The following is a 16,172-nucleotide window of genomic DNA, read 5'->3' on the forward strand; positions in this document are numbered from 1 at the left end:
CTACCGCGAGCGACGAGTTCGCTGCAGCACGTTCACGGGATCAGCCCAGTGTCGCGCGGCGCGTCGCGCCGTATCGTCACCCGACGTGTCGATCTTCACGACCAGACGCACGGCCGTTGCTGCAGTCGGGTGGCGCGCTCAGGCGCGGATGCGCTCCCCCTTCGGGTCGTAGAGCGGGCTCGCCGCCACGGCGGCGCGCTCCCAGGTGCCGTCGATCTGCACCTCCAGCTCCGCACCCTCGGGCGTACCCGCGGGCAGGTAGGCGTAGGCGATCGAGCGGGCCACCGTGTAGCCGTAGCCTCCCGAGGTCACCTGCCCCACCACCTGGCCGTCCAGTCGGACCGGCTCGCCGCCGAGCGCGACGGCCCGCGGGTCGTCGACGACGAGGCACCTCAGGGAGCGGTCGATGCCGCGCTCGCGGGCCGCGAGCAGCGCCGCGCGCCCGACGAACTCGCCGTCGGCGCGCACCGCGAAGGACAGCCCGGCCTCGTCCGGGGTGGTCTCGGGGGTGATGTCGGCGCCCCACACCCGGTAGCCCTTCTCCAGCCGCAGGCTCTCGATCGCCCGGTAGCCACAGGGGCGGGCCCCGGTCTCGACGAGCGTGCGCCACAGCGCCGCGCCGTACTCGGTGGAGCAGTACAGCTCCCAGCCCAGCTCCCCGACGAACGTCACGCGCGCCGCCCGGACCGGGACGTCACCCACGGTCGTCTCGCGCATGGTGCCGAACGGGAAGTCGGCGTTCTCCAGCGACGCCGGGGTGAGCGGGGCGAGCAGCTCGCGGGCCTGCGGGCCCCACAACCCGAAGCACGCCTCGGCACCGGTGACGTCGGCCAGCCGCACGGACGCGCCGGTGAGCCGGGCCTGGCGGCGCAGCCAGCCGAGGTCGTGCGTGCCGAACGCGGTGCCGGTGACCACGAGGAACTCGTCCTCGGCGAGCCGGGTGACCGTCACGTCCATCTCGATGCCGCCGCGGTCGTTGAGCGCTTGGGTGTAGACCACGGAGCCCACCGGGCGGCCCACCCGACCCGCGAACACGTGCGCGACGAACGCCGCCGCGTCCGGGCCGCTGATCGAGATCTTCGCGAACGAGCTCTCGTCGAACAGGCCCGCCGCCTCGCGCACGGCGCGGTGCTCGGGCTCCACGCACGGCGACCAGTGCCTTCCCGCCCAGCCGCGCGGCCGCAGCTCCTCCGAGCCGGGCTCGGAGTAGTGGTTCACCCGCTCCCAGCCGGCCTTCTCGCCGAACACCGCGCCGTGCGCGGCGTGCCACGCGTACGCGGGCGAGGTGCGCAGCGGCCGGCCCGCCGAGCGCTCGGCGGCCGGGTAGCGGATGTCGTAGTAGCTCTCGTAGTTCTCGACGGTGCGGGCGAGCGTGTAGCCGGGCGAGCGGTAGTGCCGGCCGAAGCGGCGCACGTCCATGTGCCACAGGTCCATGCCCGGGTCACCGTCGAGGATCCAGTCGGCCATCACCCGGCCGATCCCGCCCGCGCCCGCGATGCCGTGCGCGCAGAAGCCCGCGGCGACGAAGAACCCGGCGACCTCGGTCTCGCCGAGGCAGAACTCGTTGTCGGGCGTGAACGCCTCCGGCCCGTTGATCATCGTGGTGATCCCGGTGTCGGCCAGCACCGGCACGCGGACCTGCGCGTTCTCGATGATCTCGGAGAAGCGGTCCCAGTCCGGGGAGAGCAGCTTGCCGTTGAAGTCGGCCGGCACGGCGTCGTAGGAGGCCGCCGTGGCCGTCCACGGGGCCGAGCGCCGCTCGTAGCCGCCCATGACGAGCCCGTCGACCTCCTGGCGGTAGTAGACGAGCAGGTCGGGATCGCGCAGCGAGGGCAGCGGCCGGTCGGCGGGCATCGACCCGGCGGGCAGCGGCGCCGTGACGACGTACTGGTGCGACATCGGAACCACCGGGATCCGGACACCGGCGAGCCGGCCGATCTCCGCGGCGAACATGCCGCCGCAGTCGACGACGATCTCGCACTCGACGTCGCCCCGGTCCGTGCGCACGCCCGTGACCTGACCCTTGTCGGTGTTGATCGCCACGACACGGGTTCGTTGTGCGATCGTGACGCCGTTGGCCCGGGCCATCGCGGCGAGCGCGTAGCAGAGCCGGGACGGGTCGACGTGGCCGTCGGTGGGCGTGTAGGCCGCGCCGAGCACGCCGTCCGTGCTCATCAGCGGGAACAGCTCGCGCGCCTCCTCGGCCGAGATGAGCTCCAGCGGCAGCCCGGAGCGGGCCGCCCACCCGGCCTGGCGGCGGATCTCCTCCAGCCGCTCCGGCGAGGACGCCAGGCGCAGCGAACCCGACTCGACCCACCCCGGGGCGTGCTCGCCGCCCTCGGCCTCGAGCTTGCGGTACAGCTCGGCCGAGTACACGTTCATCCTGGTCAGGGCCGGGTCGGAGCGCAGCTGGCCGACCAGCCCCGCGGAGTGGAACGTCGATCCGCTGGTCAGCTCGGAGCGCTCGAGCAGCAGGACGTCCCGCTCGCCGCGCTCCGCGAGGTGGTAGGCCACACTGGCCCCACCCACCCCTCCGCCGATGATCACGATGCGGGCACGGCTGGGCAACACGTCTGGCATGGGGGGCACCTTACGGTCTAGACCGTATTTGACGCGACTTCTACCATCCCCCAGTGGAGTTGACCACGACCGTGCTGGATCCGGACCTGGACGCGCTGCTCGACACGATTCCGTGCACAGCCCGACGCCCCCGCACGGTGGTCGATTTACCCGGTGGTCTCACGAACCGCAACGTCAAGGTCACCAACGGTGACGGGACCTGCGTCGTGCGGATCCCGGCCGGCGGGAAGAGCCTGCTCGGGATCGATCGTGACGTCGAACACGCCAACTCGTTGGCCGCCGCGCAGGCGGGCGTGGGCGCACCGGTGCTCCACTACCGGCCGGGCGAGGGCCTCGTGGTCGGCTTCCTGCCCGGCAAGCCGCTGAGCGACGCCGACCTGCACCGCCCCGACGTGCTGCACCGGGTGGCGGCCGCGTGCCGCAAGCTGCACTCGGGCCCGCGCTTCGTCAACGACTTCGACATGTTCGAGGTGCAGGCCCGCTACCGGCGGATCGTCGCCGAGCACGGATTCCGCCTGCCGAAGCGCTACGACGAGTTCGCCCCGATCGTCGACCGCATCCGGGAGGCGCTCGGGCCGCGCACCGACACGGTGCCCTGCAACAACGACCTGCTCGCCGAGAACATGATCGACGACGGCGAGCAGGTGCGGATCATCGACTACGAGTACTCCGGCAACAACGATCCGTGCTTCGAGCTGGGCAACATCTGGAGCGAGGCGACCCTGCCGCTCCCCCTGCTCGACGAGCTCGTCACGGCCTACTACGGGCGCCCCCGCCCGCGGCAGGTCGCGCGGGCTCGCCTGTTCGCCCTGATGTCCCAGTACGGCTGGACGTTGTGGGCGGCGATCCAGGACGGCTCCAGCCCCATCGACTTCGACTTCTGGTCGTGGGGCATGGAGAAGTACGACCGCGCCGTAGCGACGTTCGACGGGCCCGACCTCGAGGACCTGCTCGAGGCGGCGACCCGGCCCGAATGACCCCCGAGAACCCGGACAACCCCTGACAACGAGGAGCCCAGTGGCTGCCACCGAGCGCGCCGCGCGCACCGACGACGAGGCGATCCTCCACCGCCTCGGCTACGCGCAAGTCCTGTACCGCGAGATGGGCGGGTTCTCGAACTTCGCCATCTCGTTCACGATCATCTCGATCCTCGCCGGCTGTCTCACCTCGTACTACATCGCGTTCAACAACGGCGGCCCGGTCGCCATCACGTGGGGCTGGCTCCTGGTCGGCTTCTTCTGCGTGCTGGTCGCCATGGCGATGGGCGAGATCGCCTCGGCCATGCCCACGGCGGGCGCGCTGTACTTCTGGGCGTCCAAGCTCGGCGGCCCGGCGTGGGGCTGGTTCACCGGGTGGTTCAACCTGGTGGGCGAGATCGCGGTGACCGCCGCCATCCAGTACGGGTCGGCGATCTTCACCACCGCGCTGCTCAACCTGTGGTTCCCGGGCATGGGCAACGACACCGGCACGATCTTCATCGTCTTCACGGTGATCGCCGCGCTGCAGCTCGGGCTGAACCTGCTCGGCATCAACATCCTCGCGCTGCTGAACACCATCTCGGCGTGGTGGCACATGGTCGGCGTCGCGGTGGTCGTCGCCGTGCTCGCCTTCGTGCCGGACAACCACCAGTCCGCCGCCTTCGTGTTCGGCGAGACCATCAACAACTCGGGGTTCTCCGACTCCGCCTTCTGGTTCGTGTTCGGCATCGGCCTGCTGATGTCGCAGTACACGATCACCGGGTTCGACGCGTCGGCGCACATGAGCGAGGAGACGCGGTCGGCATCGCGCACGGCCGCCCTCGGCATGGTCATGGCCGTGGTCGCGTCGGTGGTGTTCGGCTTCATCCTGCTCGTCGCCGTGACCTTCGCCGTGCCGGACGTGCAGGGCGTGCTCGACGCGGGCGGCGACGCGGTCATCTACATCTGGACCGAGGCACTCGGCGAGACCTGGGCGCAGTTCCTGCTGCTCATCGCGGTGATCGCGCAGCTGTTCTGCGGCACGGCGTCGGTGACGGCCTCCTCGCGCATGATGTTCGCGTTCTCCCGCGACCGCGCGGTGCCGTTCCACAAGGTGTGGCGCAAGGTCGCGGCCAACCGCGCCCCGGTCAACGCCGTCACCGCGATCTGCGTGCTCGCCTGGGCGCTGATGCTGCCGACGCTGGTCAACGGCGTTCTCGGGTACGCGGTCGGCACCTCGATCGCCGTCATCGGCCTCTACATCGCCTTCTGCCTGCCGATCATCCTGCGGATCAAGGCGGGCGACCGGTTCGAGGCGGGCGCCTGGACCCTCGGCCCGCGCTACAAGTGGATCTCCACGACCGCGGTCGTGTGGATCGCGCTGGTCTGCGTCCTGTTCCTGATGCCGCTGTCGCCCGCGGGCGTTCCGTTCTCCGAGGAGTTCGACTGGGAGGCGGTCAACTACGCGCCCATCACCGTGGGCGGCGCCCTGATCCTGTTCGGCGGCTGGTACCTGATCTCGGCCCGCAAGTGGTTCACCGGCCCGGTGCCGGAGGGCGGCTCGGTGGCCGAGCTGGAGAGCATCGAGGCGCAGCTGGAGGCCGAGGCGGAGGCCCGCGGCCACGGGCACGGGACGGCCGCGGACGACAAGGCCGCCGAGAAGGACGAGGCCACGGACGACGAGCAAGCCGGCGCCGCCGAGAGCGCGGCCGAACGGTCCGGCACCAACGGCGCCTCCGCGGGCGGGGCCTCCACCACCGACGGGGCCTCCACCACCAACGGGGCCTCCACCGGCGAGGATGGCGACACCGACGCTTCCCCGGCAGGCACCGACGCCGCGAAGCCGGCGAAGTAGGCACGACCAGCAGGCGGACGGCACTCCCGGGGGGAGCTTCCCTTCGGGGGTGCCGTTCGGCGTGAACCGCTCCACCGGAAGGACACCCCATGGCCCGCCCCGGGATGCTCACCCTCGAGCAGCTGCGCTCGATGGTCGACGACGGCACGATCGACACGGTCCTCGTCGCGTTCACCGACATGCAGGGCCGCCTGCAGGGCAAGCGGTGCGCCGCGACGTACTTCCTCGACGAGGTCGTCCCGCACGCCGCCGAGGCGTGCAACTACCTGCTCGCGGTCGACGTCGAGATGAACACCGTGAACGGCTACGCGATGTCGAGCTGGGAGCGCGGGTACGGCGACTTCGTGATGGTGCCCGACCTCTCCACGCTGCGGCGGGTGCCGTGGCACGAGGCCACCGCGCTCGTGCTGTGCGACGTGCAGTGGGCCGACGGGAAGCCGGTCGTCGCCTCGCCGCGGCAGGTCCTCAAGGCGCAGCTGGACCGGCTCGCCGCGCACGGGCTGTCGGCCGACGTGGGCACCGAACTGGAGTTCATGGTCTTCGCCGACTCGTTCGACACGGCGTGGCGCAAGGGCTACCACAACCTGGAGCCCGCCAACCTCTACAACGTCGACTACTCGATGCTCGGCACGTCGCGGGTGGAGCCGCTGCTGCGGCGGATCCGCAACGGGATGGCGGGCGCGGGCATGGTGGTCGAGTCGGCCAAGGGCGAGTGCAACCTCGGCCAGCACGAGATCGCCTTCCGCTACGCCGACGCGCTCACCACCTGCGACAACCACTCCATCTACAAGACGGGCGCCAAGGAGATCGCCGACCAGGCGGGCATGGCGCTCACGTTCATGGCCAAGTTCGACGAGCGGGAGGGCAACTCCTGCCACATCCACATCTCGCTGCGCGGCGCGGACGGGCCGGTCTCGGCCGGCGACGGCGAGCACGGTTTCTCGAAGGTGTTCTCCCACTTCGTGGCGGGCCAGCAGGCGTGCCTGCGCGAGCTGACCTACCTGTTCGCCCCGAACATCAACTCCTACAAGCGGTTCGCCGAGGGCAGCTTCGCGCCCACGGCGGTCGAGTGGGGACTGGACAACCGCACCTGCGCGCTGCGCGTGGTCGGGCACGGGCCCTCGCTGCGGGTGGAGAACCGGGTGCCCGGCGGCGACGTCAACCCCTACCTCGCGGTGGCGGCGCTGATCGCGGCCGGGCTGCACGGCATCGAGAACGAGCTGCCCCTCTCGCCGCCGTACACCGGCAACGCTTACCAGTCCACCGGCCCGCGCGTGCCGAGTACCCTGCGTGAGGCGGCGGAGCTGTTCGCCGGGTCGAAGGTCGCCGAGGCCGCGTTCGGTACCGAGGTCGTGGAGCACTACACGAACGCCGCGCGGGTCGAGCTGGCCGCCTTCGACGCGGCGGTCACCGACTGGGAGCGCAAGCGTGGGTTCGAACGGCTCTGACCCGAGCCCCCGGCCCGTCGTCGGGATCACCGCCTACGGCGAGCGCGCGAGCTACGGGGTCTGGGACCACGAGGCGGTGCTCCTGCCCCGCACGTACCCGGACGTCGTGATCGCCGCGGGCGGGGTGCCGGTGCTGCTCCCGCCGGTGCCGGAGGCGGCCGCGGCCGTCGACCGGCTCGACGCGGTCGTGCTCGCCGGCGGCCCGGACGTCGACCCGGCCCGCTACGGCGCCACCCCGCACGAGCGCACCGGCACGCCCCGGCCCGAGCGCGACGCGGCCGAGCTCGCCGTGCTGCACCGTGCGCTCGACCGCGGGATTCCGGTGCTCGGCGTGTGCCGCGGGGCGCAGATCCTCAACGTCGGGCTCGGCGGCACGCTCGTCCAGCACGTGCCCGACGTCGTCGGGCACACCGGGCACAACCCCTCCCCCGGCGTCTTCGGCACCGTCGAGGTGAGCCTGGAGGCAGGCAGCCGGGTCGCCGCTGCGCTCGGCGCCTCGGCGACCGTGCGCTGCCACCACCACCAGGCCCTCGACCGGCTCGCCGACGGCCTCGTCGTGACCGCCCGCGCCACCGACGGGTTGGTCGAGGCGGTGGAGCTGACCGGCGACCGCTGGGTCGTGGGCGTGCAGTGGCACCCCGAGGAGGTCGCCACCGACGTGCGCCTCATGGCGGCCCTCGTGCGCGCCGCGGCCGCGCACCGCGCCGGCCGGGCCGCCTGAATTCGGTCTAGACCGCAGGATCTAGGCTGCGGGCCATGATGGAACGCTTCTCCGGCCGCACCGCCGTCGTGACCGGTGGCGGCAGCGGGATCGGCCTCGCGACCGTGCGCCGCCTCGCCTCCGAGGGGGCGCGGGTGGTGGTCGCCGACATCGACGCCGACGCCGGCAAGGCCGCCGCCGACGAGGTGGGCGGGCTGTTCGTGCAGACCGACGTCACGTCGGAGTCGCAGGTCGAGGCGCTGTTCGCCGCGGCCGTCGACACGTACGGCAGCGTCGACGTCGCGTTCAACAACGCGGGCATCTCCCCGCCCGAGGACGACTCCATCCTGTCCACCGGCCTCGACGCGTGGCGGCGGGTCCAGGAGGTCAACCTGACCTCGGTGTACCTGTGCTGCAAGGCGGTGATCCCGCACATGCAGCGCCAAGGCAAGGGCGCGATCGTCAACACCGCGTCGTTCGTGGCGGTGATGGGTGCGGCGACGTCCCAGATCTCCTACACCGCTTCGAAGGGCGGCGTGCTGGCGCTGAGCCGGGAGCTGGGCGTGCAGTTCGCCCGCGAGGGGATCCGGGTCAACGCCCTCTGCCCGGGGCCGGTCGACACCCCGCTGCTGCAGGAGCTGTTCGCCTCCGACCCCGAGCGCGCCCAGCGCAGGCTGGTGCACGTCCCGATGGGCCGCTTCGCCCGCGCCGAGGAGATCGCCTCCGCGGTCGCGTTCCTCGCCAGCGACGACGCCAGCTTCATCACCGCCTCGACGTTCCTGGTCGACGGCGGCATCTCCGGCGCGTACGTCACGCCCCTGTAGCCCTCGGTGGGGGTGCGGTCACCGGGAGCGGTCGGCGTCCAGCCGCGCGACGAGCGCCTTCGGCGCCGCCTGCCGGTCGGCGTCGAGGACCACCTCGCCGACCTCGGCCCGGTCGGGCTCGCCGTCGAGCCGCACCCCCACCCGGTCGTGCCCGCCGAAGCGCGGGACGACGAAGCGGTCGGGCGCGGCGGCGCGGCCGCCCAGATCGCCACGTGCGGCAGGTCGAGGCGGGGGTGCTCGTCCGGGTCGACGAACGTCACGACCGGGCGGCGGCCCCGCACGAACCACGGAGGCGCGCCGTGCGTGGGCGCCTCGATCACCTCCGGGAGCGAGCGGCACGGCCGGCGCACCCGGGCCGGCGGGGCCGCCGCGCCGGTCACCGCGTCTGCAGCTTGCGCAGCTCCGGCGGCAGCGGCTCGGCGTGCACCACCGCGAGCCGCTGCGTGGCGCGGGTGAGGGCGACGTAGAGGTCGCCCCGCCCGCGCGGCGACTCGGCGAGCAGCTGCGCCGGCTCCACCACCACAACGGCGTCGAACTCGAGGCCCTTGGCGGCCGACACCGGCAGCACCACGACGGGGGCGGTGAGGTCGACCTCCCCGACCGCGCCGTCCGTGCTCGCCGCACCGTCCGCCCCGCCGTCGGGGCCGAGCACGCGCGCCCGCAGGCGGTCGACCAGCCCGACGGGCGCGAGCACGGCCGTGCGGCCGTCGCCGACGGCACCCGCCTCCTCGGCGAGCACCTTCGCCACGGTGTCGTCCAGGCCGCCCGCCTGCGCCGCGACCGCGCGCGGCGGCACCCCGGTGCTGCGCACCGACCGCGGCGGGGTCAGGTTCGGGTCGATCGAGGCGAGCACGTCGTCGGCGACGTCGGCGATCTCGGCCGGCGTGCGGTAGTTCACCGTGAGCTGTTCCAGCCGCCAGCGACGCTCGACGAACGGGGCCAGCACCTCGTCCCACGACCGCGCGCCCGCGAGATCGCCGGTCTGGGCGATGTCGCCGACGATCGTCATCGACCGGCTCGGGCAGCGGCGCATGACCGTGCGCCACGCCATCGGCGACAGCTCCTGCGCCTCGTCGACGATCACGTGGCCGTAGGTCCACTCGCGGTCGGCCGCGGCGCGCTCGGCGGTGGAGTCGTACCGGCGCACCTGCATCCGCTCGGCCAGCCGGTCGGCGTCGATGACGTCGGTGGCGCGCAGCAGCTCCGGGTCGAGGTCCTCCTCCAGGTCGAGCACGTCCAGCACGCCCTGGGCGTACATGACCTCCTCGCGCAGCGCAGCGGCCTCGCGGGCGGCCGCCTCCGAGCCGTCGTCGCCGAGCAGCTCGGCCGCCTCGTCCAGCAGCGGGACGTCGGCGGGGGTCCAGCGCAGGTCCACCGGCACGTCGTCCGACGGCGCGGGCCGGTAGAGCAGCTCGCGCTCGGCGGGCGGCAGCCGGCGCGCCACCGAGTTCAGCCGCTTCCGGTCGGCGAACAGGTCGGTGAGCAGCTGCTCGGCCGACAGGGTCGGCCACAGCGCGTCCAGCTCGCGCGACAGCTCGGCGCTCTCGGACAGCTCGTCGCGGATGTCGGCGAGGTCGCCCGCGTCGAGCAGGTCGCGCCGACCCGGGCTGGTGAGCGTGCGCGCCACCTGCTCGGCGAGCAGCCGGATCGCCTCCTTGCGGAAGATCCGCCTCGCCTCGTTGTGCGGCTTGCGGGACCGGCGCGCCTTGGTGCGGGCGGCCTGCACGACCTCCCGGTCGAGCCGCACCGGCTGCTGCTCGACCACGAGCTCGACGGGGCGGCGCGGCAGCTGCTGGCGGTCGCGCACGGCGGCGGCGATGACCGCGGCCATCTCGGCGCGGCCCTTCACCGCGGCGACGGCGGGCGGCTCGGTGCGGCGGGCGTCCACCCCCGGGTACAGCTGCCCCACCGTGCTCAGCACGACGCTCGTCTCGCCCAGGGAGGGCAGCACCTGCCCGATGTAGGACAGGAACGTGGGGTTGGGCCCCACGACGAGCACGCCGCGGCGGGCCAGCCGGTCGCGGTGGGTGTAGAGCAGGTAGGCGGCCCGGTGCAGGGCGACCGCGGTCTTGCCGGTGCCCGGACCGCCCTGCACGACCAGCACCCCGGACGGCTTCGAACGGATGACCGCGTCCTGCTCGGCCTGGATCGTGGCCACGATGTCGGCCATGCGGCCGGTGCGCCGGGCGTCGACGGCGGCGAGCAGCGCCGCCTCGCTGGTCAGACCGCTCGTCTGGGATGCGGCGGTGGCGTCGTCGAGGTCGAGCACCTCGTCGTCGACGGCGATGACCTCCCGCCGGCGGGTGCGCAGGTGGCGCCTGCGCCGGATGCCCTCGGGCGAGGCGGCGGTGGCCGTGTAGAACGGCCGGGCGGCGGGCGCCCGCCAGTCCATCAGGAGCGGCTCGTACTCGTTCTCCTCGTCCAGCAGGCCCAGCCGGCCGATGTAGCGGCGCTCGCCGTCCTCGGCGTCGAGGCGGCCGAACGCGAGCCCGTGCTCGGCGGCGCGCAGCGCCGCGAGGCGGTCGGCGTACATCGCGGCCGCGGCGTCCCGCTCGGTGAGCGCCTGCGGCGTGCCGACCGTCTCGTCGTGCAGGACGTCCGCGAGCCTGCGGGCGGTCTCGGCGCGGCGCGCGTCGAGGCGCTCGTACAGCATGCGGACGTAGGCCCGCTCGTGCTCGATCCCGTCGTCGAGCAGGTCCGGTTGCTCGTTCGGGATGCGGGCATCCGGCACCGCGGAGGACGTGCTGTTCGACACCGGCAGATCACCTTCGCGGGCGTGGCGTACGACAGGGCGACTTATGAACGTACCAGCGGCCGGGTTTCCGCTCGGCGGCCCGCGGGTAGCTCTTCACGTGCACCCACCCCCTGTCCTCACGCCCCGCGGGCGTGCCGACGAGCGCCCGAGAGCGAGCGATCCCCGCCCCGGACGGACGCCGATGGGGTGCACGCGATGAGCGACACGGCCCGCCACTCGGACTACGCCCACCTCGCGCCGCTGTTCGAGGAGTTCGCGGCGCTGCCGCCGGACCACCCCGAACGCCAGGCGCTGCGCGCCAAGCTCGTCACCGGCTACCTGCCCGTGGTGCAGCACATCGCGCGCCGGTTCGCCGGGCGCGGCGAGCCGGTCGACGACCTCGAACAGGCCGGCACGGTCGGGCTGCTCAATGCGGTGGACCGCTTCGAGCCGGACCGCGGCATCGACTTCCTGTCCTACGCGGTGCCCACCATCACCGGCGAGATCCGCAGGCACTTCCGGGACCGGACCTGGTCGATGCGGGTGCCGCGCCGGCTCAAGGACCTGCAGAGCTCGATCAACGGCGCGGTCGGCCCGCTGTCGCAGGAGCTCGGCCGGGCCCCGAAGCCCAGCGAGATCGCCGCGCGGCTGGGCCTGTCCACCGAGGAGGTCGTGGAGGGGCTCGACGCCCAGCAGGCCTACCGCAGCAGCTCCCTCGACGAGCTCGTCGCGGGCGCCGACACCCCGCTCACCGACACCCTCGGCGACCTCGACGCCGAGCTGGACAAGGTCGAGTACCGCGAGACGCTGGCGCCGCTGCTCGACGAGCTGCCCAAGCGGGAGCGCACGATCCTGCTGCTGCGGTTCTTCGGCAACCTCACCCAGACCCAGATCGCCGACCGGGTCGGGATCTCCCAGATGCACGTCTCGCGCCTGTTGTCGCAGACGGTCGCCCAGCTGCGCCGTCGGATGACCGACGACGGGTAGACCGGGCGGCGCCGGGTACGCCTTGCGACATGACCACCAACGTCGTGCAGACCGTCGACGTGGCCGTGCCCGTCACCACGGCCTACAACCAGTGGACGCAGTTCGAGTCCTTCCCGGAGTTCATGGAGGGCGTCGAACGCATCGACCAGCTCTCCCCCACCCGCACGCACTGGGTCACGAGGATCGCCGGCGTGGAGCGCGAGTTCGACGCCGAGATCACCGAGCAGCACCCCGACGAGCGGGTGGCGTGGCGGACCACGAACGGCACCCACCAGGCGGGCGTCGTCACGTTCCACCGCATCGACGACCGGCACACCCGGGTCACCCTGCAGCTGGACCACGAGCCGTCGGGCGTCGTGGAGAAGGCGGGCGACGCGCTGGGGATCGTGCAGCACCGTGTGCAGGGCGACCTGCAGAACTTCAAGGAGTTCATCGAGTCCCGTGGCCGCGAGGAGGGCGGCTGGCGCGGGGACGTGGGCCGCAGCCCGCAGGCGCCCGCCCAGCAGAACCCCACCGACGACCTGCCGGGCACCCTGCCCGGCTGAGGGTCAGGCCCGGCAGGGGTTCACGCCGAGGAGAACGGCGCGCCGGGGGCCGCCGCCCGACCGTCGGGCGGCGGCCCCTCGTCGCGTTCGCCACCGGCCCGATCGTCACCGGGCTCGCCGTCGCCGTCGTTGGGCTGCGCGAGCGGCGCCGGGCGGGCGCGGCGCAGCATCGGGATCGGCAGCACGAACCACAGCACGCACAGCACCACGACGACCGCCGAGGCCGCGGTGATCGCGAACGGCAGGCCGACCGCGACGTCGAGCACGAGCAGCACCGCCCCGGTGAGCGTGAGCGCCAGCGCGCCCAGCCCGAGGCTGAACAGCCGGTGCCCCAGCTGCACGGTCTCGGCCTTCAGGCCGCGGCGGAAGGTGATGCGGTGCACGGCCGCGGGCGCCACGAACAGGCCCGCGGTGAGCACCGACAGCAGCAGCGTCACCACGTAGGTCCACCGCTGCACCTCGTTCACCGAACCGAACCGCTCGGTGAACGACAGCGTCAGCAGGAACGCGAACAGGATCTGCACGCCCGTCTGGGCGACGCGCAGCTCCTGCAGCAGCTCGATCATGTTGCGGTCGGCCCGCTGCAGCGGGTGTTCCCCGCGCCCGTCGGCGCGGGCCCCGGAGAACCGGGGGTTGCCGTCACCGGCGCGCCAGTCAGCCATGCGCCTGTCTACCCGATCGGGTGACGGTCGACGCGTGCGGGCGCCCCGCCGTCAGGCGGTGGCGGACGCCTGGTGCGCGCCCGCGGCGAACTCCTCGACGATCGTGGCGCAGAACGCGGGGAGGTCGTCGGGACTGCGGCTGGAGACGAGGCCGTTGTCGGTGACGACCTCCTCGTCGACGACCGTGCCGCCCGCGTTGCGGATGTCGGTGCGCAGGCTCGGGTACGACGTCAGGGTGCGGCCGCGCACGAGGTCGGCCTCGACGAGCGTCCACGGGCCGTGGCAGATCACCCCGACCGGGGTGCCCGCCGTGACGACCGCGCGGAGGAACTCGCGCACGTGCGGGTCCATCCGCAGGCGGTCGGCGTTCACGGTGCCGCCGGGCAGGATCACCGCGTCGTAGTCGGCGGCGTCGACCTCGGCGGCGGTGAGGTCGACGCGGAAGGTGTCGGCCGGGGTGATGTCGCCGTTCATCGCCTGGATCTCGCCCTCCGCGGGCGAGATGAGCTCGGTGCGGGCGCCCTCCCGCGTCACCGCGTCGCGGGGCTCGGTGAGTTCCACCTGCTCGACACCGTCGGTGGCGATGATCGCGATGCGCTTTCCGTCCAGCTTGCCGGTCATGCGACTCGCGTACCCGGCGTCGCCCCGGCTACGCGCGTTCGACCGTGGCACGGGGTGCAGCCCCACCGTCCGCGTCCGTGGCAAGAGCCGTGGTTCCGGCCGCCGAGGAGCAGTTCGGATCGCCGACGTCGTCGGCTACGACGCGGCCGTCGTCCGGCCCGACGCGCCCGGGAGCTCGACGCGGCGGGCCGGCTCGCCGCGTGGTCGGGGCGCTCACGGCGGTGGAACACGTGCTCCCCGCGACGGCCGCCCGCCGCAGCGGCACGTTCCACGGCGGCTGCCCCACCAGCCGCGGGAGTGGTGGACCACCGAGGTGGTCCACTGAAGCGGCGGGTCCCGCCGAACCCGGAGCCGCCGCACGGCCGCCTTCGCCTCCGCGCGGCGCCGCGCGCCGGGGCGGGCAGGCCCCGGGCCTGCCCGGCGAAGCCTGGCCGGAGGGGCCGCAGAGGCTCGCCGGTCGCGCGGCGATCCCGGAGGGCCGCGCCGCGCCCTTCACCTGCGAGGAGTGGCCCCGCACGAGGCGCGCGCCGTCAAGAGACCCACCCGGGATCTGCGGAGCCCTCGATCAGCCGCCGATCAGCCGCACCACCGCCCGCTCCACCGCTGCGCGCGTGGCGTCGTCGGTCAGGTCCGGCAGCGACGACGCGTCCTCCAGCCGCCGCAGCGCGCGCAGCACGGTGCGCCCCTCCTCGAACCGCGCGATGACGCGCGGGTCGACGTAGGAGCCGCGGGCGACCGTCGGGGTGTTGCCGAGGTGGGTCGACACCTCCTCGATCGCGCGGTTCACCACGCGCTTGCGGGCTCGTTCGGCCTTCGGCACCCCGCCGCGCGCGGTGCCGGCAGCGAGCGTGACCGCGGCCAGCACGGTGGCGTTCCAGGTGCGCAGGTCCTTGCAGCTGTACCGCTCGCCGACGAGCTCCTTGACCGCCGCGTTCAGGTCCTCGGCGCGCACGTCGTGCCACCCGCGGCCGTTGCGGTAGGCGAGCAGGTCCTCCCCTCCCCCGCGGCGGCGCAGCAGTGAGTTCACGACCTCGTGCAGCAGCGGGTCGCGCAGCGCGAGCGCCCGCGGGATGCCGCCCTTGGCCGGGTAGGAGAACATCACCGCGCCCCGCTCGAGCCGCACGTGCTCGCGGCGCAGGGTGGCGAGCCCGAAGGTGCCGTCCCGGTCGTCGTCGCCGGGCGCGTACTCCTCGCCGCCGGGCCGGAAGACGCCCACGTCGAGCATCCGCACGCCGGCGGCGAGCACGCGGTCGCGGCCGAGGCCCTTGGCCTGCAGCCGTCGCACGAGCTTCCGCCGCGCGTCCGGGAGCGCGGCGCCGAGGGTGAGCACGCGGTCGAACTTCTCCGCGTCGCGCCTGCGCCGCCAGTCCTCGTGGTAGCGGTACTGCTTGCGGCCGGCCGCGTCGATCCCGATGGCCTGGATGTGGCCGTCCGCGTCGGGGCAGATCCAGACGTCCTGCCAGGCGGGCGGGATGACCAGCGCCTTGATGCGGGCGATCTCGACGGGGTCGGTGATCGGTTCGCCCGAGCAGTCGTAGAAGCTCCAGCCGCGGCCGCGGCGCCGCCGCGTGCAACCGGGCTCGGTCGGATCGACGCGGACCAGGCCCTCGGGCACCTCGCTCACGCGATCCGGCTACCCGCTGCGATCCACGTCAACCGGGCTACGTGACCACCGGGGTGTCGGCGTGCTCGCGGCAGGTGCGCACCTCGGGGCGGCTCTCGAGCCGTTCGTCGTCGATCTCGCGGTCGCAGACGGCGCACCGGCCGTAGTCGCCGCCGTCGAGCCGTTCGAGCGCGTCCCGGACGCGCCTGCGCTGTTCGGCGATCGTCTCGACGGTCATCCGCGCCTCCATCGTGGCGGTGACGTCGGAGCCGTGGTCGCCGGGGTGCTGGCCGATGGCGCCGTCGGGGCCGTTCGGGTCGGGGGCGGCCTCGGCGCGGTTGTCCTCGGCGACGCGCAACCGCTCGTCGAGGGCGGCGAGCTCGCCGGTCAGCAGCTCTCGGGCGCGGTCGGGGTCCACGGTGTTCTCCATCCTCTCTCGGCGGTCCCGCACCGCGTACCCGCTCCGCCCCCGGGTACGCACCCGCTCAGCCGCCGGGGTGGCGGGCCTTCGGCGCCCGCCCGTGGGGCTGCTCGACCGGTTCCACCGGTTCCAGCGGCGGCAGCGGCAGCACCTGCGGCTCCTCGTCGGCGAGCGCGATCGGTTCGCCGTGGTGGCGCAGCCGCATCGGGGGCCCGTCGACCAGCCGGTACTCGGCC

Annotated in this window: 14 protein-coding genes; 7 read left to right on the forward strand and 7 right to left on the reverse strand. The window is 73.5% G+C overall.

Annotated features, from left to right (window positions below):
* Window positions 1–138: 138 nt before the first annotated feature.
* Window positions 139–2,580, reverse strand: coding sequence for a GcvT family protein (locus tag VKZ81_RS20675; RefSeq protein WP_324243269.1), 2,442 nt, complete (start codon window positions 2,578–2,580; stop codon window positions 139–141).
* 53 nt (window positions 2,581–2,633) lie between these two features.
* Here VKZ81_RS20675 and VKZ81_RS20680 point away from each other — a divergent pair, with 53 nt between their 5' ends.
* The 5 genes from VKZ81_RS20680 (at window position 2,634) to VKZ81_RS20700 (ending at window position 8,363) form a co-directional block, all read left to right on the forward strand.
* Window positions 2,634–3,557, forward strand: coding sequence for a phosphotransferase (locus VKZ81_RS20680; RefSeq protein WP_324243270.1), 924 nt, complete (start codon window positions 2,634–2,636; stop codon window positions 3,555–3,557).
* Window positions 3,558–3,597: 40 nt separating this feature from the next.
* Window positions 3,598–5,391 (forward strand): amino acid permease, encoded by a 1,794-nt coding sequence (locus VKZ81_RS20685; RefSeq protein ID WP_324243271.1) that lies wholly within the window; start codon window positions 3,598–3,600, stop codon window positions 5,389–5,391.
* Between the two features lie 104 nt (window positions 5,392–5,495).
* Window positions 5,496–6,839 (forward strand): glutamine synthetase family protein, encoded by a 1,344-nt coding sequence (locus VKZ81_RS20690; RefSeq protein WP_414709431.1) that lies wholly within the window; start codon window positions 5,496–5,498, stop codon window positions 6,837–6,839.
* Complete coding sequence (locus tag VKZ81_RS20695; protein ID WP_324243273.1) at window positions 6,820–7,560, forward strand: gamma-glutamyl-gamma-aminobutyrate hydrolase family protein; 741 nt, start codon at window positions 6,820–6,822, stop codon at window positions 7,558–7,560. The genes VKZ81_RS20690 and VKZ81_RS20695 overlap by 20 nt, the downstream gene beginning before the upstream one ends.
* Window positions 7,561–7,595: 35 nt before the next feature.
* Window positions 7,596–8,363, forward strand: coding sequence for a 3-oxoacyl-ACP reductase (locus VKZ81_RS20700; protein WP_324243274.1), 768 nt, complete (start codon window positions 7,596–7,598; stop codon window positions 8,361–8,363).
* Between the two features lie 18 nt (window positions 8,364–8,381).
* Here the strand turns inward: VKZ81_RS20700 and VKZ81_RS20705 are convergent, their stop codons facing one another.
* A complete protein-coding gene (locus VKZ81_RS20705; RefSeq protein WP_324243275.1) occupies window positions 8,382–8,504 on the reverse strand; it encodes a hypothetical protein in 123 nt (40 codons plus the stop codon).
* A gap of 235 nt (window positions 8,505–8,739) precedes the next feature.
* Window positions 8,740–11,094, reverse strand: coding sequence for an ATP-binding domain-containing protein (locus tag VKZ81_RS20710; protein WP_491723618.1), 2,355 nt, complete (start codon window positions 11,092–11,094; stop codon window positions 8,740–8,742).
* Window positions 11,095–11,313: 219 nt separating this feature from the next.
* On the opposite strand from VKZ81_RS20710, the gene VKZ81_RS20715 reads away from it, so the two are divergent.
* Both VKZ81_RS20715 and VKZ81_RS20720 read left to right on the forward strand, forming a co-directional pair.
* Window positions 11,314–12,084, forward strand: a complete 771-nt coding sequence (locus VKZ81_RS20715; RefSeq protein ID WP_324243276.1) for an RNA polymerase sigma factor SigF — start codon at window positions 11,314–11,316, stop codon at window positions 12,082–12,084.
* Window positions 12,085–12,113: 29 nt separating this feature from the next.
* Window positions 12,114–12,629: an SRPBCC family protein gene (locus VKZ81_RS20720; RefSeq protein ID WP_324243277.1), complete on the forward strand. Its 516-nt coding sequence runs from the start codon at window positions 12,114–12,116 to the stop codon at window positions 12,627–12,629.
* Window positions 12,630–12,649: 20 nt separating this feature from the next.
* On the opposite strand, the gene VKZ81_RS20725 is transcribed toward VKZ81_RS20720, so the two are convergent.
* The 4 genes from VKZ81_RS20725 to VKZ81_RS20740 all read right to left on the reverse strand — a co-directional run bounded on the left by VKZ81_RS20725 (window position 12,650) and on the right by VKZ81_RS20740 (window position 15,945).
* Complete coding sequence (locus VKZ81_RS20725) at window positions 12,650–13,291, reverse strand: DUF6328 family protein (RefSeq protein ID WP_324243278.1); 642 nt, start codon at window positions 13,289–13,291, stop codon at window positions 12,650–12,652.
* Window positions 13,292–13,342: 51 nt separating this feature from the next.
* On the reverse strand, window positions 13,343–13,912 hold the full coding sequence (locus VKZ81_RS20730) for a type 1 glutamine amidotransferase domain-containing protein (RefSeq protein WP_324243279.1): 570 nt from the start codon (window positions 13,910–13,912) through the stop codon (window positions 13,343–13,345).
* Window positions 13,913–14,477: 565 nt separating this feature from the next.
* Window positions 14,478–15,536, reverse strand: coding sequence for a DNA topoisomerase IB (locus tag VKZ81_RS20735; RefSeq protein WP_324243280.1), 1,059 nt, complete (start codon window positions 15,534–15,536; stop codon window positions 14,478–14,480).
* Between the two features lie 37 nt (window positions 15,537–15,573).
* Entirely contained in the window at window positions 15,574–15,945 is a 372-nt protein-coding gene (locus VKZ81_RS20740; protein ID WP_324243281.1) for a TraR/DksA family transcriptional regulator, read from the reverse strand.
* Window positions 15,946–16,172: the final 227 nt, after the last annotated feature.

Source organism: Pseudonocardia sp. (assembly GCF_035305885.1).
Taxonomy (GTDB): Bacteria; Actinomycetota; Actinomycetes; order Mycobacteriales; family Pseudonocardiaceae; genus Pseudonocardia.